At 71.6% G+C, this 22,531-nt stretch carries 12 protein-coding genes (1 of these 12 cut by a window edge); 7 read left to right on the top strand and 5 right to left on the bottom strand.

Translation table 11 applies throughout. The annotated features are described in order from the left end of the window. Positions 1-88 precede the first annotated feature (88 nt). Positions 89-958: a dihydropteroate synthase gene (gene folP, locus ACIBMZ_RS10440; protein ID WP_396692289.1), complete on the top strand. Its 870-nt coding sequence runs from the start codon at positions 89-91 to the stop codon at positions 956-958. A gap of 31 nt (positions 959-989) precedes the next feature. Here the strand turns inward: folP and ACIBMZ_RS10435 are convergent, their stop codons facing one another. Beyond that, positions 990-1,367: an NADH-quinone oxidoreductase subunit A gene (locus ACIBMZ_RS10435; RefSeq protein WP_396692288.1), complete on the bottom strand. Its 378-nt coding sequence runs from the start codon at positions 1,365-1,367 to the stop codon at positions 990-992. A 329-nt stretch (positions 1,368-1,696) separates the two neighbouring features. Between ACIBMZ_RS10435 and ACIBMZ_RS10430 the strand changes: the two genes are divergently transcribed. Together ACIBMZ_RS10430 and ACIBMZ_RS10425 are read left to right on the top strand one after the other, a co-directional pair. Then, positions 1,697-3,544, top strand: a complete 1,848-nt coding sequence (locus ACIBMZ_RS10430) for a 2-oxoacid:acceptor oxidoreductase subunit alpha (protein WP_396692287.1) — start codon at positions 1,697-1,699, stop codon at positions 3,542-3,544. Then, the gene (locus tag ACIBMZ_RS10425; protein ID WP_396692286.1) at positions 3,537-4,571 is read left to right on the top strand and encodes a 2-oxoacid:ferredoxin oxidoreductase subunit beta; all 1,035 of its coding nucleotides are present in this window, start codon (positions 3,537-3,539) and stop codon (positions 4,569-4,571) included. Before ACIBMZ_RS10430 ends, ACIBMZ_RS10425 begins: the two co-directional genes overlap by 8 nt. Before the next feature lie 68 nt (positions 4,572-4,639). Here ACIBMZ_RS10425 and ACIBMZ_RS10420 read toward each other — a convergent pair whose 3' ends face one another. Then, on the bottom strand, positions 4,640-5,281 hold the full coding sequence (locus tag ACIBMZ_RS10420; protein WP_396692285.1) for an FMN-dependent NADH-azoreductase: 642 nt from the start codon (positions 5,279-5,281) through the stop codon (positions 4,640-4,642). Between the two features lie 83 nt (positions 5,282-5,364). On the opposite strand from ACIBMZ_RS10420, the gene ACIBMZ_RS10415 reads away from it, so the two are divergent. After that, entirely contained in the window at positions 5,365-5,847 is a 483-nt protein-coding gene (locus ACIBMZ_RS10415; protein ID WP_396692284.1) for a MarR family winged helix-turn-helix transcriptional regulator, read from the top strand. A 13-nt stretch (positions 5,848-5,860) separates the two neighbouring features. Here the strand turns inward: ACIBMZ_RS10415 and ACIBMZ_RS10410 are convergent, their stop codons facing one another. After that, positions 5,861-6,874 (bottom strand): potassium channel family protein, encoded by a 1,014-nt coding sequence (locus ACIBMZ_RS10410; RefSeq protein ID WP_396692733.1) that lies wholly within the window; start codon positions 6,872-6,874, stop codon positions 5,861-5,863. A gap of 157 nt (positions 6,875-7,031) precedes the next feature. On the opposite strand from ACIBMZ_RS10410, the gene ACIBMZ_RS10405 reads away from it, so the two are divergent. Continuing rightward, entirely contained in the window at positions 7,032-7,679 is a 648-nt protein-coding gene (locus ACIBMZ_RS10405; protein ID WP_396692283.1) for a helix-turn-helix domain-containing protein, read from the top strand. Positions 7,680-7,889: 210 nt separating this feature from the next. Beyond that, entirely contained in the window at positions 7,890-8,489 is a 600-nt protein-coding gene (locus ACIBMZ_RS10400; protein ID WP_396692282.1) for a ClpP family protease, read from the top strand. Positions 8,490-8,552: 63 nt separating this feature from the next. Here ACIBMZ_RS10400 and ACIBMZ_RS10395 read toward each other — a convergent pair whose 3' ends face one another. Then, positions 8,553-8,915 (bottom strand): winged helix-turn-helix transcriptional regulator, encoded by a 363-nt coding sequence (locus tag ACIBMZ_RS10395; RefSeq protein ID WP_396692281.1) that lies wholly within the window; start codon positions 8,913-8,915, stop codon positions 8,553-8,555. A 120-nt stretch (positions 8,916-9,035) separates the two neighbouring features. Between ACIBMZ_RS10395 and ACIBMZ_RS10390 the strand changes: the two genes are divergently transcribed. Then, positions 9,036-9,884 (top strand): SDR family oxidoreductase, encoded by an 849-nt coding sequence (locus tag ACIBMZ_RS10390; RefSeq protein WP_396692280.1) that lies wholly within the window; start codon positions 9,036-9,038, stop codon positions 9,882-9,884. A 245-nt stretch (positions 9,885-10,129) separates the two neighbouring features. Here ACIBMZ_RS10390 and ACIBMZ_RS10385 read toward each other — a convergent pair whose 3' ends face one another. After that, positions 10,130-22,531, bottom strand: partial view of a hypothetical protein gene (locus ACIBMZ_RS10385; protein ID WP_396692279.1) — the final stretch only. The gene runs 15,657 nt beyond the window's last position; the window shows 12,402 of its 28,059 coding nt (coding positions 15,658-28,059); its start codon lies beyond the right edge, outside the window; it ends in the stop codon at positions 10,130-10,132.

Genomic DNA, 22,531 nt, shown 5'->3' with positions numbered 1-22,531 from the left:
CCGGACGGTGCCCGCGACCTGGCACCGGATAGCGTCGTGGAGGCCGACGGGCGAGCGACCGGCGGCGTGCGGCGATGGAGGAGGCGGCGTGGCCGGGGAGCTGCGGCTCGGTGGACGGACGTTCGGTCCCGACGAGCTGGTGGTGATGGCGATCGTCAACCGCACGCCGGACTCCTTCTTCGACCGGGGTGCGACGTTCGAGGCGGACAGCGCGCTGCGGGCGGTGGCCCGCGCGGTGGACGAGGGCGCGTGGATCGTCGACATCGGCGGGGTGAAGGCCGGGCCGGGTGCCGAGGTGGACGTGGCCGAGGAGATCCGGCGGACGGTGGACACCATCGCCGCCGTCCGGGCCGCCTTCCCGGAGGTGGTGATCTCCATCGACACCTGGCGGGCCGAGGTGGCGGTGGAGGCGGTCGCCGCCGGGGCGGACCTGCTCAACGACACCTGGTCGGGTGCGGACCCGGCGTTGGCCCGGGTCGCCGCGCGGACCGGGGCCGGGCTGGTCTGCTCGCACGCGGGTGGGCTGAGTCCGCGTACCAGGCCGCACCGGGCGGCCTTCGACGACGTCGTGGCCGACGTCGTGACGACGGTGACCGGGCTCGCCGAGCGGGCGGTGTCCCTCGGGGTACGCCCCGACGGGATCCTCATCGACCCGGCGCACGACTTCGGCAAGAACACCCGGCACTCGCTGGAGATCACCAGGCGGCTCGGTGAGCTGGCCGACACCGGATGGCCGCTGCTGGTGGCCCTGTCGAACAAGGACTTCGTCGGCGAGACGCTGGACCTGCCGGTCGCCGAGCGGCTGGAGGGGACGCTCGCCGCCACGGCGGTCTCCGCCTGGCTGGGCGCGCGGGTCTTCCGGGCCCACCAGGTGCGTCAGACCCGCCGGGTGCTGGACATGGTGGCGTCGATCCGGGGCACCCGCCCGCCCACGGTCACCCGGCGCGGGTTGGCCTGACCCGACCGCGGCGGTGCGGGCCCGGCCGGGGTCAGGTCCAGTCGAGGATCCGGCGACGCCAGGCGTAGAGCAGGCCGAGCGCGAGGACCGCCACGAAGATCGCCATCTCGACGACCGTGACCAGGCCGAACCCGGGCCGGTCGAAGACCACCGCCCAGGGGAAGAGGAACACCGCCTCGACCGCGAACAGCACGTAGAGGTAGGCGTAGACGTAGTAGCGGATCTGCATCTGCGCCCAGTCACCGCCGACCGGGTCGACACCGCACTCGTAGTTGGCCCGCTTGCCGGGCGGGTCCGCCGGGCGGGCCGGGCGCAGCACCCGGTTGGCGGCGAAGGCGACGACGAGGAAGAGGACGCCGGCGAGCAGCAACAGCCCGAGCGTCGCGTACGAGCCCAGGTAACCGGTCACGATCGGTCAGCCTACCGGCGAGAGCCTTCGGCCGGTCGGGTCAATCCCTGGCGGTCCGCCCGGATTGGGCGGTGATCTGGATTACGGCGTGCCGGGCGAAACCCCCCAAGGGGCCGCATAAACCCCCACAATCCAGTCCCAGTCGGCGGACCTCCTGGGCAGGCGGAGCCTCGATCCGACGTAGGCTCTGGGTGAGGGATGACAGGCGGGCCGGACCTTTCGCGGACGGCCGGTGCAGCGGCACGTCAAGGAGGTCTCGTGGCCGGGCAAGGCGAGGTCACCATCCAGTTCAGCCGAGCGGGCCACGCACGACGGAGCGGGGTGCGGCCGTGAGCAAGCAGATCCGCCAACTGGAGCGGGTGGTCATCCGGTTCGCCGGGGACTCCGGCGACGGCATGCAGCTGACCGGTGACCGGTTCACCTCCGAGACCGCGCAGTTGGGCAACGACATCTCCACGCTGCCCAACTTCCCGGCCGAGATCCGGGCACCCGCCGGCACCCTGCCGGGTGTGTCGAGCTTCCAGGTGCACTTCGCCGAGTACGACATCCTCACGCCCGGCGACGCGCCGAACGTGCTGGTGGCGATGAACCCGGCAGCGCTCAAGGCCAACCTCGCCGACCTGCCGCGCGGGGCCGACATCATCGTCAACACCGACGAGTTCACCAAGCGCAACCTGGCCAAGGTCGGGTACGCGAGCAACCCGCTCGACGACGACAGCCTCGACGGGTACGCGGTGCACCCGGTGGCACTGACCTCGATGACGATCGGTGCGCTGGCCGAGCAGGACGTGTCCAAGAAGGACGCCGAGCGGGCCAAGAACATGTTCGCCCTCGGGCTGCTGAGCTGGATGTACTCCCGCCCGTACTCCTCCACGCTGCGGTTCCTGGAGCGCAAGTTCGCCAAGCGCCCGGAGCTGGTCGCGGCCAACATCGCCGCGTTCAAGGCGGGCTGGAACTTCGGCGAGACCACCGAGGACTTCGCCGTCCGGTACGAGGTCAAGCCGGCCAAGATGCCCGCCGGGACGTACCGCAACATCACCGGCAACGCCGCGCTCTCGCTCGGCCTCGTCGCCGCCGGGGTCCGCTCCGGCCTGCCGGTGTTCCTCGGGGCGTACCCGATCACCCCGGCCTCGGACATCCTGCACGAGCTGAGCAAGCACAAGCGGTTCGGTGTCACCACCATGCAGGCCGAGGACGAGATCGCCGCGATCGGTGCGGCGCTGGGCGCCTCGTACGGCGGCGCGCTCGGGGTGACCACCACCAGCGGTCCCGGTGTCGCGCTGAAGGGTGAGACGATCTCGCTCGCGGTGGCGCTGGAGCTGCCGCTGGTCATCGTCGACGTGCAGCGGGCCGGGCCGTCGACCGGTATGCCGACCAAGACCGAGCAGGCCGACCTGAACATGGCCCTGTTCGGTCGGCACGGCGAGGCGCCGGTGGCGGTGATCGCCCCGAAGTCGCCGTCGGACTGCTTCCACGCCGCGCTGGAGGCGGCACGGATCGCGTTGACCTACCGGACGCCGGTGATCCTGCTGTCGGACAACTACGTCGCCAACGGCTCCGAGCCGTGGCTGCTGCCCGAGGTGGAGTCCCTGCCCGACCTGCGGGTCGAGTTCGCCACCGCGCCGAACGGCGAGGACGGCACCACCTTCCTGCCCTACCTCCGCGATCCGCAGACGCTGGCCCGGCCGTGGGCGGTGCCCGGCACCCCCGGCCTGGAGCACCGGATCGGCGGACTGGAGAAGGCCGACAAGACCGGCGACATCTCGTACGACCCGACGAACCACGACTTCATGGTGCGGACCCGGGCGGCCCGGATCGAGACCATCCCGGTGCCGGACGTCGAGGTCGAGGACCCGGACGGCGACGCCCGGGTGCTGGTGCTCGGCTGGGGCTCCACGTACGGTCCGATCGGTGCCGCCTGTCGGGCGCTGCGCCAGCGTGGGCTGCCGGTGGCCCAGGCCCACCTGCGGCACCTCGCGCCGATGCCGGCGAACCTCGGCACGGTGCTCGGCGCGTACGACCGGGTGGTCATCCCCGAGATGAACCTCGGCCAGCTCGCGCACGTGATCCGGGCCCGCTACCTGGTCGACGCGATCGGCTACAACCAGGTCCGCGGCCTGCCGTTCACCGCCGCCGAGCTGGAGTCGATGCTGGAAGAGGTCCTGAAGAATGTCTGAGCCCGTCGCTCTCAAGCTCACCGCCAAGGACTTCAAGTCCGACCAGGAGGTGCGCTGGTGCCCCGGCTGCGGTGACTACGCGATCCTCGCGGCCGTCCAGCAGTTCATGCCGGAGCTGAACATCCCCCGGGAGAACATCGTCTTCGTCTCGGGCATCGGCTGCTCGTCGCGCTTCCCGTACTACATGAACACCTACGGGATGCACTCGATCCACGGGCGTGCCCCGGCGATCGCCAGCGGCCTGTCGGTCTCCCGTCCGGACCTGTCGGTCTGGGTGGTCACCGGGGACGGTGACGCGCTCTCCATCGGCGGCAACCACCTGATCCACGCGCTGCGCCGCAACGTCAACCTCAAGATCCTGCTGTTCAACAACCGGATCTACGGTCTGACCAAGGGCCAGTACTCGCCGACCTCGGAGGTCGGCAAGATCACGAAGTCGACGCCGGTCGGATCGGCGGACGCGCCGTTCAACCCGCTGTCGCTGGCGCTGGGCGCGGAGGCCACCTTCGTCGGCCGCACCATCGACTCGGACCGCAAGCACCTCCAGTCGGTGCTGCGGGCGGCGGCCGAGCACGAGGGTTCGGCCTTCGTGGAGATCTACCAGAACTGCAACATCTTCAACGACGGCGCGTTCGAGCAGCTCAAGGACCCGGGTGTCCGGGACGACCACCTGATCCGGCTGGAGCACGGTCAGCCGATCACGTTCGGCAAGGACGGGCAGTTCTGCGTGGTGCACCCGCCGCGCGGCTTCGGCCTGGAGGTCCGCGAGACCACGTCCACCCCGGCGGAGGAGATCGTGGTGCACGACGCCACGGTCGACGACCCGGCGTACGCCTTCGCGCTGTCCCGGCTGCCCGGCTTCGACCTGCGCAACACTCCGATCGGGGTGTTCCGCTCGGTGCGTCGGCCGTCGTACGACAGCGTGGTCCAGGAGCAGGTGGCCGAGGCGCGGGCCACGGTCACCGAAACGCCGGAGCAGCAGCTCGCCGGTCTGCTGGGCAGCGGCGACACCTGGACGATCCTCTGACCCACCGAGTCACCGAAAACGGCCGGGCCGCTCCCTGAGGGGGCGGCCCGGCCGTTGTCCGGACCGGGTCAGACCGTGGCCGGCACCCAGAGCTCGTCGATGCTCCGCTGCGCCACCGTGAGGCTCTCCTCGTGCAGCGGGATCAGCTCGGACATCGCCGGGACGCTCGGCGCCAGGGTCAGCTCGCAGCCGATGAACCTCGGCTCCAGGCCGGTCATCGACAGGCCGTGCGGCAGCCAGGGCGCGGCGTGGTCCCAGCCCTCGCGCGGGGTGCCGGAGCCGTAGCCGCCGCCCCGGGAGGCCAGCACGACGAACTCCCGGCCGCCGAGCAGCCCGGCGCCGGTGGCCGGGTCGTACGACAGGCCGGGCGCGATCAGCAGGTCCACCCAGGTCTTCACGCTGCTCGGCGCGCCGTAGTTGTAGAGCGGCAGCCCGAGCAGCACGGTGTCGGCGGCCTGCACCTCGGCGACCACCTGCTCGGTCAGCTCCCAGATCCGGTGCTGGGCCGGGGTGCGCTGGTCGGCCGGCGTTCTGCGGGCCGTCTCGGCGGCCTCGTCGAGGTGCGGCAGCGGCTCCTTGCCGAGGTTGCGGTAGGTGATCGTGCCGCCGGGGTGCGCGGCCTGCCACGCGGCGGCGGCGCGGGCGGTGAGCCGGCGGCTGACCGACTGCTCTCCCCGGATGCTCGAGTCGATGTGCAACAGGTGCGGCATTGGCTAACCCCTCACAGATGGTTTGTGTAGCGCCAACCATTTATAGCAGGCCAATGTTTCGCGGTGAGGGTAAACTCGGTCACATGACTGCCGGGCCGACCGAGCACAGGGAGCGCCGTTCCGGTGCCCTGCTCGAGTTCCTGGCCCGCCGGATGCGCCTACGGTCCGAGTCGGTGCTGGCACCGCTCGGCCTGCGCCCCCGCCACCTGGTGGCGCTCACCGTGCTGCGGGAGGCCGGCGAGATGAGTCAGCAGGCGTTGGCGGGCAGCCTGCAACTCGACGGCACGAACGTGGTGGGGCTGCTCAACGACCTGGAGACGGCGGAGCTCGTCGAGCGTCGCCGCTCCCCCGAGGACCGCCGTCGACACGTGGTCAGCCTCACCGAGCACGGGACGAAACGGCTCAACGAGGCCGAGTGTGCCCTGGCCGGAGCCGAGGACGACGTACTCGCCGCACTCGACCCCGCCGAGCGGGACACGCTCTACGACCTGCTGCGGCGGGCCAGCAGCGGCGGGCCGGCGACCTGCACGGAGGCCATCCAGGACAACCCCGACGTCCTCTGCTGACCCGGATCGGCGATCAGGGCAGGGTGTTGGCGGTGGGCCGGTCGTCGCGTACGTGGACCAGCATGTCGCCGGTCTCGACCACCGCGCCCGCCTGGTCGGCCAGGGTGACCACCTTGCCGCGCCGGACCAGGGCGATCACCAGGGATTCCAGTTCGCGCGGATTCCGGCCCACCTCGTTCCGCTCGGCCGAGCGCATGGCCAGCGCCATCCCCTGACCGGGGGTCAGCAGATCCTCCACCACGTCGATCAGCGGCGGCGCGGAGGTCGACAGACCCAGCAGCCGCCCGGCGGTCGCCGACGAGACGATCACGTGGTGGGCACCGCTCTGCTTGAGCAGCGGCGCGTTCTCCGCCTCCCGCGCGGCGGCGATGATCCGGACCTGACCGGCGGTGAGCTGCCGTACGGTCAGCGCCACCAGCACCGACGCGTCGTCGCTGTCGGTCGCGATGATCACTGCCTTGGCGGTCCGGACGTGCGCCTGGTTGAGCACCGAGGACCGGGTGGCGGAGCCCTCGATGGCGACCAGCCCGTTCGAGGTGGCCTGCCGCAGCGCCGCGCTGTTGCGCTCCACCACGACGATCCGGGACTTCTCGAACCCGTTCTCCAGCAGCGCCGAGACCGCGCTACGGCCCTTGGTGCCGTAGCCGCAGATGATGACGTGATCCTTCACTTTTCTCTCCCACCGGTGCAGGCGGCGGCCGGTCCGGTACTGCTCGGTCAGGACTTCCAGGGTGGTGCCGACCAGGATGATCAGGAACAGCACCCGGGCCGGTGTGATGAACAGGACGTTGATCAGCCGTGCCGAGTCGCTGACCGGGGTGATGTCGCCGTACCCGGTGGTGGAGAGCGAGACGACCACGTAGTAGAAGCAGTCGAGCAGCGTGAGGCCGTCCTCGTTGACGTCCCGGTATCCGTCGCGGTCGAGGTAGACCACCGCGACCACGGCGAGCACCAGCCCGACGGCGGCGGCCAGCCGCATGCTCAACGCGCTGAGCGGGCCGCGCCGCTGCGCGGGAAAGTGGATCACCGCGGGGCCCGGCCCGGCTCGGTCGACTGCACGCCCACAAGATAGCCCCTGCTCGCCGATCCGCACGGCCGGGTGGCGCAGCGAGGGGCGGCGCGACGGACGGCGGCCCGGCATGATGGGTACGGTCAGCGCAGACCGGCGAGAGTGAGGCCCCGGCATGACGTTGCTGCGACGGGTGATCGGTACTGTCCTGCGCCGCCAGCGCCAACGACAGCGCCGTACGCTGCGCGAGGTGGCCGAAGCCGCCGGCGTGTCGGTGCCCTACCTCTCCGAGGTCGAGCGGGGGCGCAAGGAAGCCTCCTCCGAGGTGCTCGGCGCCGTCTCCCGGGCGCTCGGCCTTGCGCTGTCGGACCTGCTCGGAGAGGTACGCGACGAGTTGCGCCGGGTCGAGCGACCGACCCCGACCACCCCCCAGGGCGGTTACGTCCCGGCCGTCCGGGGTGGCAACCCCACCGTCTCCGTCCCGCGCGGCACGGACGGCTCCGCCCACCCGGTCGCGCAGTTCGGCGGCATCGGGTTCGGCAGCAGCCTGGTCGACACCGCGTCACTCGGCAACGGCCTGGCCGGCGGGTTCCGGCACAGCGGCGGGACGACGACGATCGGTGGGTTCACGCACCTGGCCGACGAGGTCGGTGCCGGTGGCGCTGGTGGTGTCGTTGCCGGACCGAGCGGCGGATTCGGCTTCGGCGGCGGTCTCCGCATCATCGTCTTCGGCGACACCGCAGAGGTCGACGCGGGAGCCGACGGTCCCGACCAGGCCACATCCGAACCGGCCGGACGTCACCTGCAACCGCTGTCGAGCTGATCCGCCCACGCCCTCATGGGCGTCTGCGTGGCATCCACGAGATCGGCGAGGGTCCGCGCCGGCTGCTCGCCAGGGCACGGTCGGTCCGTTCTGCCGTGGGCCGATCTGCCCGGGGCAGAAGTGCTGGGGACCGGCCACCCGACCGGCGCACGCTGGACGGGCCGGTTCCCGAGCGCGGACGTCGCCCACCGGCGGGTGGAGGTGGACGAGATGGTCACGATGCTGGACGACGGTCAGCGGTCCTTCGGCGACCAGGTGTACGAGCGGCTGTTGCGGGAGCGGATCGTCTTCCTCGGCAGCGAGGTGACCGACGAGGTCGCCAACCGGATCAACGCCCAGATGCTGCTGCTCGCGGCGGAGGACCCGGACCGGGACATCCACCTGTACATCAACTCGCCGGGTGGCTCGGTGAGTGCGGGACTGGCGATCTACGACACGATGCGCTTCGTCCGCAACGACGTGGCGACGCTGGCGCTGGGCCTGGCCGCCTCGATGGGCCAGTTCCTGCTCTGCGCGGGTGCCGCCGGCAAGCGGTACGCGCTGCCGCACACCCGGGTGGTGATGCACCAGCCGCACGGCGGCTTCGGCGGCACGGTCAGCGACATCACCATCCAGGCGGAGAACATGCTGCACGTCAAGCGGACCATGCTGGAGCTGATCGCCCGACACAGCGGACGCCCGTTGGAGGAGGTCCAACGCGACTGGGACCGGGACCGCTGGTTCACTGCCGACGAGGCCCGCGAGTACGGCCTGATCGACCAGGTGGTCCGCGCCGCCACCGACCTCCCGACGCCCCTGACCGCCGGCTAGCGCTGCGCCGTCGGCAGGGTCGAGAGCGCAGGGCCACGCGGACCGGCGGGCCGGAAAGGGTGGCTACGCCTGCTGGCGGGCGTCGTAACGGGCGCGGGCGGCCTCCACCTCGGCGAGGTGGTCGGTCGCCCAGGCTTCCAGGCCGGCGACCAGTGATCGCAGGTCGTGTCCCAGGTCGGTGAGCTCGTAGTCGACCCGGGGCGGGACGGTAGCGTGCACGGTACGGGTGACCAGGCCGTCGCGTTCCAGGCCACGCAGCGTCTGGGTGAGCATCTTCTGGCTCACGCCGTCGATCCGCTGGGCCAGCTCGCCGTACCTTTTGGGGCTTTTTGCGAGGGTCAGCACCACCAGGACGCTCCACCGGTCCCCGATCCGGTCGAGGACCTGTCGGCTGCCGCACTTCCGGTCGTACAGGTCGGGTTCCACGCTATTACTCTCCATCAGGATGTGGCGCACTTCAAGGTGCCTACTCTCCAACGGGAAGTGGTCAGGCGATCTTCCGGTTGCCTCCGACGTCAGGCAGTTTCCGTGGAAGGAGCAGTACCCATGTCCATCGTCGTCACCGGTGCCACCGGGCACCTCGGCCGGCTCATCGTCACCTCGCTGCTGGACCGGGGCGTACCGGCCGGGGAGATCGTGGCGCTCGGCCGGGACACCGCCCGCCTCGCCGACCTGGCCGGGCGTGGCGTCACCGTGCGGCAGGCCGACTACGACGATCCCGAGTCGCTGCGGGCCGCGTTCGCCGGTGCCGAGAAGCTGATGTTCGTCTCCGGCAGCGAGGTCGGCCGGCGGGTGGCGCAGCACCGCAACGTGGTCGCCGCCGCCACGGAGGCCGGCGTCGGGCTGGTCGTCTACACCAGCATTCCGAAGGCCGACACGTCCAGCCTGATCCTCGCCACCGAGCATCGCGCCACCGAGCAGGAGATCGTCGCCTCCGGGCTGCCGTACGTCCTGCTGCGCAACGGCTGGTACCTGGAGAACTATCTCCCGCAGGTGCCGACGTACCTGGAGCACGGGGTGGCGGGTGCGGCGGGTGACGGCCGGATCAGCGCCGCCGCCCGCGCGGACTTCGCGGAGGCCGCCGCCGTGGTGCTCACCGGCGAGGGACACACCAACCGGGTGTACGAGCTGGGCGGTCCGGCGTTCACCCTGGGCGAGCTGGCCGCCGAGCTGTCCCGGCAGAGTGGTCGGGAGGTGGGCTACCTCGACCTGCCGGTGAAGAAGTACGTGGAGGTGCTGGTCGGTGCCGGGCTGCCGCAGGGGTACGCGGAGGTGCTGGCCGACGGCGACCGGGGTGCCGCCGAGGGTGAGCTGTACGTCGAGGGCGACGACCTGGCCACCCTGATCGGACGGCCGCCGGTGAGCCTCGCCGAGGCGATCCGCACCGCGCTCTGACCACGGACGGCCCGCCGTCGCCGTCGGTGGCGGCGGGCCGTCGTCATCGCTGGTGGCGAGTCCGTCAGCGGCGGCACCGGGAGTTCGACTACCTGCACCTCTTCGTCACCACACAGGAGGAGATGCGGCACCGTTTCCCGGTCCTTCGACTTCGGGCTGGTCGAAAGCACCTGCCTGCGGGTGGACAAGGTGTGGGCCGGCCTGAGGTTCACCCACCCCAAGCCGGGCAAGGTCTACCGCAACAGCTACGGCATCCTGCCCGGCTCCTGACGGCCGGTCAGCAGTTGGCCAGGGTTGCAGTTGGCCATGGTGTCGGTGATCGCCTCCACCAGATCCGCGTAGTGCTTCGCCGACTCGTCCCTGTGGCCCAGGATATTGTGGGCGTGGATCTCGCGGCGGAGCTCGTCCATGCGGGGCACCCAGTACATGCGGTGGGTGGGGTTCGCCTCGCAGCAGGCGACGTCCTCCAGTGCCTTGAGCCAGGCGTCGACGACGCCGGTGCGGGCTTCCATATCCATGGTCTTGCGCCAGGCGTAGACGACGCCGGCTTCCTCCCGGGTCATCCGCAGCACGAGGGCGACCGCGCCGAACACGGTGGCGTTCCAGCGTCCGTCGTCGACGCGGTCCTGTTGTTCGCCGACGACCCCGGCGGCCAGGGCGGCGGCCAGCGCGCGGGCCCGGTCGTCGGTGTACATGAGGCGGAGCAGGCGGTCGTCCCAGGGTTTGCGGGACAGCGCATCCGGCTTCGGTTCGAGGTAGTCGAGGGCGAAGGTGACCGTCATCGGACCCTGCACACTGGTGCGGGGTTCCATGGCGAACTTCTGGATCGGCTCGCTCGGCTGGTAGCGGGACTCGGCCGGGTCGATCACCCCGTTCGCCGCCTCGACCAGTTCGAGCACCGCCTTGTGGGCGGAGAGCAGTCGGTTGTCCGGGTCCCGCGCCTGGAGGTGAGCGAGCTCGTCGGCGACGTACGGGTGCCGCAGGTCTGCGACGTACTCGCGGAGGTACTCCTCGGCGGTGGGCCAGTCGGGCTGCCCCAGCCACTTGGAGAGGGTCACCGATCCGGACCGCGCGACCGGGCCTGTGGTGACCTGACCGGCGGTGATGAGCAGCGTCGGAACGAACGCCGACGTCGACCAGCGTTGCACACCGTCCGGCCCGGTGACCTGCCAACCGGAGTCCGCGGCGGTGCTCTCTGGACTGATCAGCGCAAGGTCGTAGCGGTTCACCAGTGCGGTCAGGGCCGCGTTGGGCGCGGTGGCGACCACGATCGGTTGCAGGTGCCGTTCGCCGAGCTTGATCAGCGTCATGCCGAGCACGGTCAGCACGGCACTTCGTTCGTCGACTCCGGCACCGACCTCGACCACCACCACCGGACGCCGCACCGCGCGGGCCGCCCGCGCGACCGCCTCGGCGACCGGTCGCTGCCGCCACCTGTCGACGTCGCCCACCACCAGCAACCCGCCGTCGTACGCGGCACCCCGGGGTGCGGCGATCCGGGGTGCCCCGAACGGCACCGGGTGCCGCTGGAACGCATCGTGCACGCCCGACGGGTAGCCGATCACCAGCAGCGCCATCATCGACGCGTCGGCCGACGCGTAGAGCAACTCCGGCGGAGGCTTGGGGTCCGATTCCTTCCCCGGTTCCGGCTGCCGGAACCGGACGAACGCACCCGCAGGCTCGACCATCGGCGCACCGACGACGTCGGCGGTGAGCGTTCCCAACCGCACGTCCCCGTCTCCGGGCAGGATGTGGGCGGTCCCGACCGACACCGTCACGTCGGTGCGGCGCGCCTCCTGCACTCGCTCCCCGAAGCGGAACAGAGCCTTGAGCTCTGCTTCGGTGCCCTCCGCATCGCCGGGCAGGAAGAGCACCAACAGCAGCGCGCCCTCGAACCTGGCGCTGCTGCGCGCCAACTCGCGGGTGAAGTTCCGGGGACCGTACCGTCCGTTGCGGGTGACCACCTCGCCCGTCTGCGGATCCAGCGTGGCGTAGACCGACCACACCCCCGGCCGGAAGTCGGGCATCCGCCGCACCGCGTGGAACGTGTCCAGGGAGTCCTCAGGGTGCGGGTAGTAGATCTTCGAGTCGAACTCGTACCGTGACTCGACCTTCGCCATGCGGCTCGTCACGCTCGGCGCGACCGGTTCGCGTACCTGGTCGGCGATGAGCCGGGCCGCTTCGCGCAACCACCGATCCAGATGAGCAAGCGGCCCGAGACGGCCCGGCGAGTACCGGCCGGTGACACCGTCCAGCGCCCAGGTGCCGGTCTGCGGATCCCGACGCATGTTCCCGGCCACCCCGGCCCGGGTCAGTCGCGCGGCGCCGTCAGGCGCGAATCTCGCGGCCAACGAGGGATGTCCGGGACCGTCGAGCATGTCTCGGACGTCGGCCAGGGTGATGCTCGGGTCGACCTTCCGCAACGAGGTGAGCAGGTCGTCGAGCTGACCTCGCGACATCGCGTCGGTCGCGGTCTCCGAGCCGACGAACACCAGGAGGTCGCGGGCGTCCTCACCCTCCTGGGCCTCGGCGTACGATCCGCGTTCCAGGACGAGGAAGAGCCAGTTGTGGCCCGGACGCTCGGCCCAGACCTCGGGTGTGAAGTCGGCCAACGGCATCCACAACGGATTGAGCCGGACGTCGAGTCCCTCCGTTGCGTGGCCCCACACCGCACCGCTCTGCGGCGCCTGCTCGATCTCCGGCACCACGAAGGCTCCGAGGTTCTCCGGCCGGTCGTACCACCGTGAGGCGGTCGGATCGACGGGGCCGTCGGTGGGGAGCACCATCGGCACCGGGTCCGCCGCGCGATGCTGCACCAGGAACCAGCCCTCGCCCGCCTCCTCGACGAACCGGGCCCAGGACAGTCGCTCGGTGGAGGTGTCGCTGCGAGCAGGCCGGTAGGTGAGCAGGTCACCGTTGCGTAGTCGGGTGGCTGCCTGCGCCTGCCCGGAGGCACTGACGAAGATGGCCCCGTCGCCTCGTCGCAACGCGGGAAGTGTGTCGTCCACCACGGTCGCGCGTGGAGACTCCGCAGCGAGCAGCGAGCGCATCCGGTAGGGCACGTCCATCATCGCCATCTGCTGCTCGTGCAACCGGGTGGCCTGCTCGGCGGCGACCTGGAGGTCCGGCTGCTCCAGGGCCGACGGGTCGATTCCGTCGGCCGGTCCGCCGGCCATCAGCCAGCGCAGGGCGAGCAGCGGCGACGCGTCGCCGACCGGCCACCAGCCCTCCGGCGGTGAGGCGAGACGACCGAGCCGGACCGCGCCGTCGCCGTCCACGAACAGCCTCGGGGGCGGCACGTCGTCGCCGAGCGGAGGTTCGGGCCGCAGCGTCAGCGCGGTACGCACCTCGCCGGTCGTCGGCAGGCCCGCCATGAGCCGCAGGCCGACCGTGGCCGCACCGGTCACCAGGTCACCGCCGAGCGGTATGGCAGTACCGCCGTCGGCGGGGAAGTACCAGAACTCCGAGGGCTGTGCGTCGTGGAGATCGACCGTGCCGTCGGGACGCCGGTCCGCCCGCACCGCCGACACCCGTCCCTGCGGGTCGAGTGCGATGTCGTCGAGGGGAGCGACCACGCCCTGCCGCAGCCGGTCCCGGAAGCGATCCGCCAACGGGCCGTGCGTGCCGCCGCCACGGGCGGCACCACCCACCAGCAGGACCAGCGGCGCCGAGGTGTCCGGTGCCCGCGCCGCCCAGCGGTCGATCAGGTCTGCTCCGGTGAACCGGGCGGTCACGTCCCGGTGGCGTCGGCCGTCGAGCACCACCGGCACGCGCGCCACGTCCGTGGTCGGGTCGTACTCGGCGAGCAGGGTCGGCGACGGGCCGAAGGCGGCCGGCTGACCCCACGAGCCGGTCGGTCGGTACGACTGGAAGACGTCTCCGCTCACCCGGCGTACGAACAGTGTCGGGCCGCCGCCCGGGTACGTGCGGGCGTCCTCGTCGCCCAGCACGACCAAGTCGACTCCCAGTACGACGGCGAACACCGCGGCGACCTCGTCGAGGATGGCGGAGTTCCACATCCGGGGCGCACCGATCGCCGCGACCAGCAGCGCGGCGGCATCCCGGGCGGGGTTCGCCTCGGGTGACCCCGCTCGCACCAGCGCCCCCGCCGCGTCGGCGTCCGGAGTGAGCAACGTGGTGCCGAGGAACCGGTACAGGCGGGTCGTGTCCTCGTCCGCCATCGTGACCAACCGGGTGCGCAGCGACGGCTCACCGGGGTACGGCTCGTTCAGGCCCAGTGCCCCGGCGAGCAGGGTGACCGCCTCGTCCGCCAGGCTGCCGATGATCAGCTCACCGATGGACCGGATCGTGAACCGGTGCGGATCGGCGCGGACGACCTGTCCGGCGTGCTGGAGCAGGGTGGCTTCGTCCCGTACGTGCGCCGGCAGCGTCAGCCCCTGCGCGCGGGCGCTGTCGAGCACCGCCCGGATCAGGCTGCCGGGCTCGCTGCCCAGGTCCCGGGCACCCAGGTGGTACTCCCACTCGGCGGCGACAGTGGGATCGCCGTCGTCCAGCGGACCGGTCGTGAGCGGCTCCACCCGACCCACGGGGGCGAGAGGCGCGGACTGCCGTTCCCGCCAGATGACCGCCAGCATGATCACGGCGCGAATCGACGGGTTCGCCACCCGCGCGAAGGAAGCGAGGGCCAGCGGTGGCACCGCGCTGACCCGGCGGTCCAGTCGATTGTGGTCGTAGGGGGCGAACTCGTATCCGAGGTGAGCCAGCAGGTCGGGATGACGAGCTGGCCCGCCGGGCAGCCCGTGGATCGCGGCCAACGCACCGAAGACCGGTCCTACGGTGTCCACCTCCGCCACCCGGATGACGTCGCCGGCCGGGGTCTTGAAGGACACGGAGACCATCGTGGTCCCGGCGCCGTGCAGTCGGCTCAGTTCGGCGTTGACGGACCGCCGGTCGGGCTCGCGTTCCAGATCCCAGCCGCGGGACTCCGGCTCCGCACCGGTGGCCCCGGGCAGGTCGACGTCGATCCGGACCCCGGTCAGTGCGACGTCCGTCCACATGAGGTTCCGCTGGTCGAACCGGCTGTCGGCGGCGTACTCGACGAGTTCTTTCAGCCGACTGAACATCGCCCCGACGTCGCGGCCGTACCCGACGGTGATGCTCCGGAACTCGACGTCCAGTTTGAGGGCCATCGACAGGGCCGTGAGCACCCGCTCCGCGTCGTCGACCGACAGCGCCGAGAGGTCTTCGAGGGTCCAGCCGGCGTCCCGCGCGCCCCAGAGGACCTCGGCGACGTCGCCGTCGAAGTCCTGGATGCCGTCCAACCGGGCGACCCACTCCCGGAGCCGGGTCGCCGTCGCCTCGGGCGTTTCAGGGGCCGACGGTAGCTCGGCGGTACCGCGTGCCGCCGCACCGTCCGCGCCGGACTGGAGGTGGCCCGCCGCCATGGTGATGAACTCCAGCGCCACGTCCAGCGTGACCTCGGCCAGTTCCGCGACCGTGAGGGCGTCCTCGATGGGCGTACCCACGAGCTGGTACTGCTCCCTGAGGTGGAGCAACTTCAGTTCCTCCGCGTCGCTGACTCCCAGCAGACGACGGGTGAGCGAGTCGCGCGGCGGCACCCCGCCCACGTGCTCACGCAGCAGGGCGGCCAGTTCGTCCAGCACCACGTGCCGAGGACCACCACGGTCGACGTGGACCGCGATCTCGCCACGGATCGGTGCCAGGTCGCGCGCGTCCACCCGACCCCGGTTCGCGAGCAGGAACACCCAGGACCCGTACGGGTCGTCCGACAGCTCCACCGGCACCCGGCCGACCCGTACGCTGTGTCCCAGCACCAGCAGGTAGCTCAGGTCGAGCGCGTCCGCCAGGGATTCGATCTCGTGTCGGCCCCAGGAACCGCCGGGCGTCCTCCCGTCGTGGTATTCACGGATCTTCTCGACGACCCGCGCGAGGTCGTCGAACCTCGCCGTGCCGATCCGGTCCAGGTCCGACGGGTCCATGCCCAGAACGTCGGCGGTCCACTGCCGGTCCGCAGAGTCCAGTTCGCGCCCGGTCACCGGCTGGTTGGCGTCGAAGCCGAGGTCGGTCAGGAAGGCCAGGTGCCGGCTCGGCTCCTCGATGACCGTTCCTGCCCGTTGCGCCATGTCACTGAGAACGCCCCGGATCCAGGCCGCATCGGAATGCGCCGCCACCCCACCGGCCCGCAGGAAGGGTTGCAACAGCCGCACCGGCACCTGCAGATCCAGGGCCGACTGGTAGACCGCCTCGTACGGCGGCTGCACACCCCATGCCCGGAGCCGGTCGGGGGTCCGCTCGGACAGATGTTCCTGCGCCCTGGCCTGCCGGTAGACCAGCCCCGACGGCACCTGCTCCTCGACTGCCAGCGAGTACACCATCTCGGGGTCCAGCCACGAACGCTCGCGTCGGTCACCCTCGATGTCGTGCTGATGGACAGCGAACAGCGTGGCCCAGGACGCGGCCAGCAGGTTGTCCACGAACTGCGCGGGCGGGAGATCGTCGGCACCGTGCGGAGCTTCCGCCGTCGCCGACACCTCCGCTGCCGACATACCGCCGGTCAATCGGTCCCACGTCCGCATCGCCGTGGCGAGTTGTCGAGCCGCCTCGACCACCTGGTCCGCCACCGCAGCCGTGATCAGCGACGCCAACGGCGACGCGGCGGCACCGGCCGCCACCAGCAGTCGGGTGACGTGCACCGCCGCCGTACGGATCACCAGGTCGGCGCTGCGGTGGCTGTGCCAGGTGGGGCCGGGTCGGCTCAGCGGTTCGAGTCGGGCGTGCATCTCGGCCAGCATCTGCACGGCCGCGTCCCGTCGCCCGCCCGGTTTCGGCCCGGGTAGCGCAGCCGCCAGGTCGGCGAGACCAGCCGGCGTGGTCGTCTCGTCCACGCCGGGTATAGATCGGTCGGCGTGGTGCTCCGTCCACCACCGGACGGCGGCGGTCAGGGCACCGGCCGCGCGGGTGGCTGCCTGGATCACGTCGCCCGGGTCGGCGACGGGGTGATGGAGCGTCAGGGTCACGGAGCGGGCCGTACCGACGATGATCGCCGCCTGCCGGGTCAACGCTCCGACGTACGGATCGTCCGCGACCGCGTCGACCTCCTGCCACACCGCGCTCGGGTCGGCCACGGCGACATCCCGCGACCGGCGCAACTGCTCGACATCGCGTGTCAGTTCCGCGACGTGTACGGCCCGGAGGCGATCGGCAAGGTGCAGTCCCCCGCCCTGCTGACCGGTGCCGGCGCCGGCGAACCGCAGCAGTTCCCGGACGTACCGTGGCCGCTGATCGTCGGCGGCGGACTCGCTGATGATCGACGCGTCGCTCCGGTCCGGCCGCTCCTGTGCGTCACCGCCGCCGTCGCCACGCGCTCCCGGCCGGCCGGGCGCGGCCCACCGGGTGACGAGTTCCTCGATCTGTCCCGGATTGGGCCGTACCTCGGAGGGCATCTTCCGGATCCGGTCGAACAGCGGGCGCAGCGACAGCAGCCCGCGCGGGTCCGTCTCCCAGGTGGCCGCCAGCCAGACCACCGCGTACGGGAGCTGCATCTGGCCGAGCCGGTAGGCGATCCAGAGCAGCTCGACCGGTACCCGACGGGTCACCTCGACCAGTCGTACCAACGCCGGTGCCTGCGTGGCCGACAGCCCGAGGCGGTCGGCCAACCCCGACAGGGACGCGCCGCCGACTCCCGGCAGTGCCGTCACCCGACGGAGATAGGCGACCCGCACACCGAGTCGCTCCGCCCACTGTGTCAGGTCGGTCGGGTCGGGCGCGGGAACGTCCAGCTTCCGGGCGAGGGCCCGAGTCAGCTCGGCCGTGGTCACCGTCTCGGGTGCCACCGGCACGAGGGCATCGGCCACCCGCTCGCTCGGCACGTCGCCCAGGGCGGCCCAGACCGACTCCGCGATCGCCGGGGAGTCCACCAGCGGACGGAGTTGCTCGACGGGGAACCCGAGGCGCGCGGTCCACCGCACCCATCTGACGACGTCGGCGCCCGCCGGCAGCAGCGCCGACACCGCCTCGGCGACCCGCTGCCCCTGCCGGCGCAGCAGCGCCGTGTCCTCCGGGCTGTCGACGGGCACCGATGCGGCGGCCACCCGGAGCTGGTCCCCCAGGACCAGCGCCAGTTCGACGGGGGGTACGCCGAACCGCTCGGCCGCCGCTTCCAGAGCCGCCGGGCCGGCGAGGCCCGACTCCGTGGCCAACGTCGCCAGGCTCCCGGCCGCCCGGCTTCGGCCGGTCAGCGCCGCACGCACGTGGGCGGTGGGCAGCTCGTGCAGCAGTTCCAACGGTACGCCGAGTTCGCGCAGCTCCCCCAGCGCGGACCGGTCGGCGGGGGACAGCTTCGACCGGCGGACCAGTCGCATCAACCACACCAAATCGCTGTCGGTGCGGACGCCCTCCCCGGCCAGCTCCGTGCGCAGCAGGTCGACCCAGGACCCCTCGTCCGGCTCGATCTCGCGGGAGCCCGCCGCGACGCGCGCCAGCGCGTCGCCCACCGTCACCACGAGTTCCGGCAGCACCCCCAGGTCGCGGACCACACCGAACAGCGGCCCAGGTCCGGCGAGCCCGATCCCTCGCGCGTGGGTGCCCAGGTCGAGCGGCACCGTGCCGAGCACCTCGACCAGGTTCACCAGTTCGGCGACCTCGTCGCCCGCCATGGCCAGCCGCTGCGCCAGCCGGTCGACCTCGGCCCGGTCGAACGGCAGTTCCCCGTCGTCCAGCAGGCGAGCCGCCTGAGGGCCGGTGATCCCGACACCCTGCAACCATCGCGCGTCCTCGGTGGCCGTCGCGCGGCCGTCGGGGCCGTCGTCCTCGGTGGCCGTCGCGCGGCCGTCGGGGTCGGACTCCGCTCCGGGGGCGACCAGTACGACCGGGAAGTCCGTCTCGGGCACGACGGGCAGCGACGCGACGGCGTCGTCACCCCCCGACGGGTCGGTCGTCGGCGGCGCCAGGTAGGGCAGGTCCAGTGCCACCAACCGCTCGTGCATGCGCTGGTAGCTGGTGGTGCGATCCGCCTCGGAGACCTGCGGGGCCGGGCCGTGGGCAGCTCCGAACAACACGCGCAGGTGTGCGTCCACGGCTGCCGAGGCCGCACCGGCCCCGGGATGGCCCTCGGCAGCCAGCCGCCGCAGGGCCGCCAGCCGATCCGGTATCGCCCAGGCGACGAATCGCACCTGGGCCTCGGTCGTGGCGAGTGCGCCTGGCAGATCGGACGCCGACGGCGAGGCGGCACCAGCCGCCCCACGGGGTGGCAGCGGGCCGGCATCGGCCACTACGCCGGGCGCCGCCGGGGGCGCGCTCGTCCCGGCCGGTGCCGTGTCGGTCCGGCTCGCGGTCGGCGCCTCGACGGACGCGTCACGGATCGCACCGGGTGCGCCACCGCGCAGGCGGGGCAGCCACTGCCGGCTCGCGGTCAGGAAGTAGTCGGCGGTCCGTTCACCGGTCTCCGGGTGCCGGCCGTGCACGCCGGTGTCGTCGATAAGCACCGGCACGAGCAGCCACCGATCGGCGCCCGACACCGACTGCTCGACCCAGATGTGGCTGGTCAAGCCCTCCGGCGTCGCCTCGACCGGCTGGTGCCGGACGATCTCGCTCAGCTCGGTCGCGCGTTCCCGCAGGCTGCGGATCTCCTTCTGCGCGCGGTCGATCTTGTCCGACAGCTCGGCCATCTGGGCAGCGACTGCCGTGAGTGTGAGTTCTCCCGAGTCGACGTCATGCTGAAGAGCCGCGCGGTCGGCGTTCAGCTTCCTGAATGCCTTCGCCCTGTCGACCAAGGCACGCTGCACCTCGCCGAGGCGGATGCGACCGGCGCTCGTCGACTCAGCCGAGGGGGCCGCGTCCACCAAGCGGTGCGGCACCGGCGCTTCCTCGGCCTTCGGGGCGACGACGTCGAACTGGTCCAGCGAACCGCTCGTGAGCCACGGATTTGTCGGTTGGGCCGTCGGTTCCTCGGCCTCCGAGGCGACGACGTCGAACTGGTCCCGCGACGCGCTCGTAAGCCACGGGTTGGCCGGTTGAGCCGTCGTACGATCCGGTTGAGCCGGCGGTCGATCGGGTCGGGCCGCCAGGACGGTCACCCCGACGTCGGGGATCGGGAGGTTCACCACGATTCGCAGCCCGAGCGAGTCCCCACCCACCGCGAGGTCGTCTCCGAGCGGCTCCGACCCGTCTCCGACCGGCGGGAAGTAGCGGAACTCGCCGGGCTGCGTCCGAGCGTGGTCGACGGTTCCGTCCGGGGCGCGGACCACGGAGGCTGCCGAGACCCTTCCGTCGGCACCCAGGATGATGTCGACGGTGCTGGCGATCACCGGGGTGGCGAAACGGTCCCGGAAGCGGCGGGCGAGCGCACCGTGCGGGCCGGACTCGTCGGCGGCCCCGCCCATGACCAGGAGCAGCGGCGGTGATTCCCCGGCGGGATGGAGCGCCCAGCGGTCGATCAGTTCCTGGCCGGTGAGGTCGGCGGTCAGGTCGCTCAGGCGCCGGCCGTCCAGCCCCGTCACCACGAGTGGCAGACGCGCCGAGTCGGTGGCCGCGTCGTACTCGCCGAAGATCACGTGCGCGGGTTCGATCGCGGTGAGTTGGGCCGGCACCGGGGCGGGGTGGTAGGCCCGGAACAGGTCCCGCTCGACCCGGAGCAGGTGGAGGGTGGAGTGTCGTCCGCCCGAGAACCGGCGGGCAACCTCGTCCTCCACCACGACCAGGTCGACTTCCAGCGCGACGGCGATCGCACCGATGACCTCGTCGATCAGCGCGGAGTCCCACAGGGCCGGGTCGCCGATCGCCTCGGGCAACAGGTGTGCGAGGTGGCTGGCACCCGTGGTGCCGTTCCCACCCACGCGGCGCAGTACCCATGCCGCGCCGCTGCCCGGCACGGCGACGGCGGTGCTGAGAAGTCTCCGTAGACGCGGGTCGCGCTCGTTGACCAACTGGGTGATCCTCCGCCGCAGGACGGCCGAATCCAGAGGTCTCTCCGACGTGACCGGCAGTGCCTCCGCCAGGCCGAGGAGCGCCCGGTCGTCGAGGTCTTCGGCGACCAGTTCCCCGATGGTCCGCAACGGGAACCTGCTCGGGTCGTCCTGGACCACCTGCCGTACGTGCCGGATCAGGTCGTCCTCGTCGCGCACCTGCGACGGTAGCCGCAGCCCCTGGGCGCGGGCGCCGTCGAGAACGGCCCGGACCAGGCTGCCGGGTGCGTCACCCACGTCCTTCGGCACCAGGTGGTGCTCGTCGGCACCGACGAATGCGGGATCCTCGCCGTCGAAGAACCAGGTGAGGGTCGTAGTCGGGCGGGCAGCGGCGACCAGGGGCCCCGGCTGCCGCAGGCGCGCGATCGCCGCCGCCATGACGACGGCAACGGTCGGCAGATGGTCGATCGACCAGAACGGGTCGACGCGAATCGGCTCAGGTCGGCTGACCCGACGATCCAGTCGCGTCGAGTCGTGCGGGTCGACCTCGTACCCCAGATAGCCCAGCAGCTCGGGGTACCTCGTCAGGCCGCCCGGGCGTAAGATCACCGCGAGCAACGCGCTGACGGCCAGTGGCGTCAGGTCCAGTTCCGCGATCCGCGCGACCGGTTCGGAGAAGTCGGAGTCGAAGACGGTCGCGGCAGCGACACGGGTCCCGTCCCGTTGGAGCGCACGCAGGCCCTCCTCCATCTCCTTCCAGGTGTCGGGCTCATCGGTGAGGAACCATTCCCGCCGCGTCTCGATACCCGCGAACGCAGCGAGGTCAGCGTCGACCGGTTGTGGCACGCGAACGTTCACGCGCACACCGGAATAGAGCTCGGCCCATTGCGGCATCGGCAGCTCGATGCGAGCGTCGGCGACCCTGTCGACGAATCCGGTCAGCGCCTGGAGCAGGTCTTCGGCGTCGTGGTCGTGCCGCGAGACGGTGTCGTGGTAGTCCCCGATGAGCCCCGCCTCCGTGGCGGACGCCGCGAGGGCTTCAAGGACCTTCGCCCGTTCGTCCGCGGGCAGCGCCGACAGTTCGTCGAACGTCCAGCCGACCCACCGCGCCTGTGCGGTGATCGCCGGATACAGGCGTGGGGACGCCGCGGCGATTCCGCCGAGCCAGTCGACCCACTCCTTGACCATGCGTGGCAGTACCGCGAGGTCGCCGGTGATGCGGGGCACCTCGGCCTCCGGCCGGTCCTGGGGTACGGGACGGGAGCCCGCCGTCAGTCCGATGGCGTCGGCGGTCAGCCAGAGGTCGACCTCGCCGGCCTGGTATGCCGTCTCGACCAGCTCCATCGCGGAAAGACCGGCCTGCTGCGCGAGGAGTCCCAGGTGTCGCGGTACGAAGTCGTTCGAGGCCACACCGATCCGGAGCAGTTTGCCGGTGAGGGACTCCCTGGGCGCCAGGTTCTGCCCCTTCGCCCGGATCCGCGCGATCGTCCGGTCCACCACGACCTGCCGGGGCAGCGAACGCGAACCCTCCACCATTTCGGTCAACTGCGTTCGGACGGGCTTCGGCACCTCACGCGAGTCCACACGGAGTGCGTTGGCGAGCAGGAACAGGTAGCCGCCGTCGCGTTTCGCCGCCAGCTCCACCGGCACCCGGCCCATCCGGACACTGTGGCCGGTGACCAGGTACCTGCTCAGTCCGAGCGCGTCCGCCAGGGACTCGATGTCGTGTGGTTCCCAGTTGCCGTCGGGTTCCCGTGCGGCGAA

This window comes from Micromonospora sp. NPDC049900, assembly GCF_044461025.1.
In the GTDB taxonomy this organism is placed as follows: Bacteria; Actinomycetota; Actinomycetes; order Mycobacteriales; family Micromonosporaceae; genus Micromonospora.
The sequence above is the reverse complement of the archived record's forward strand: the minus strand, read 5'-3'. Positions and strand labels throughout refer to the sequence as shown.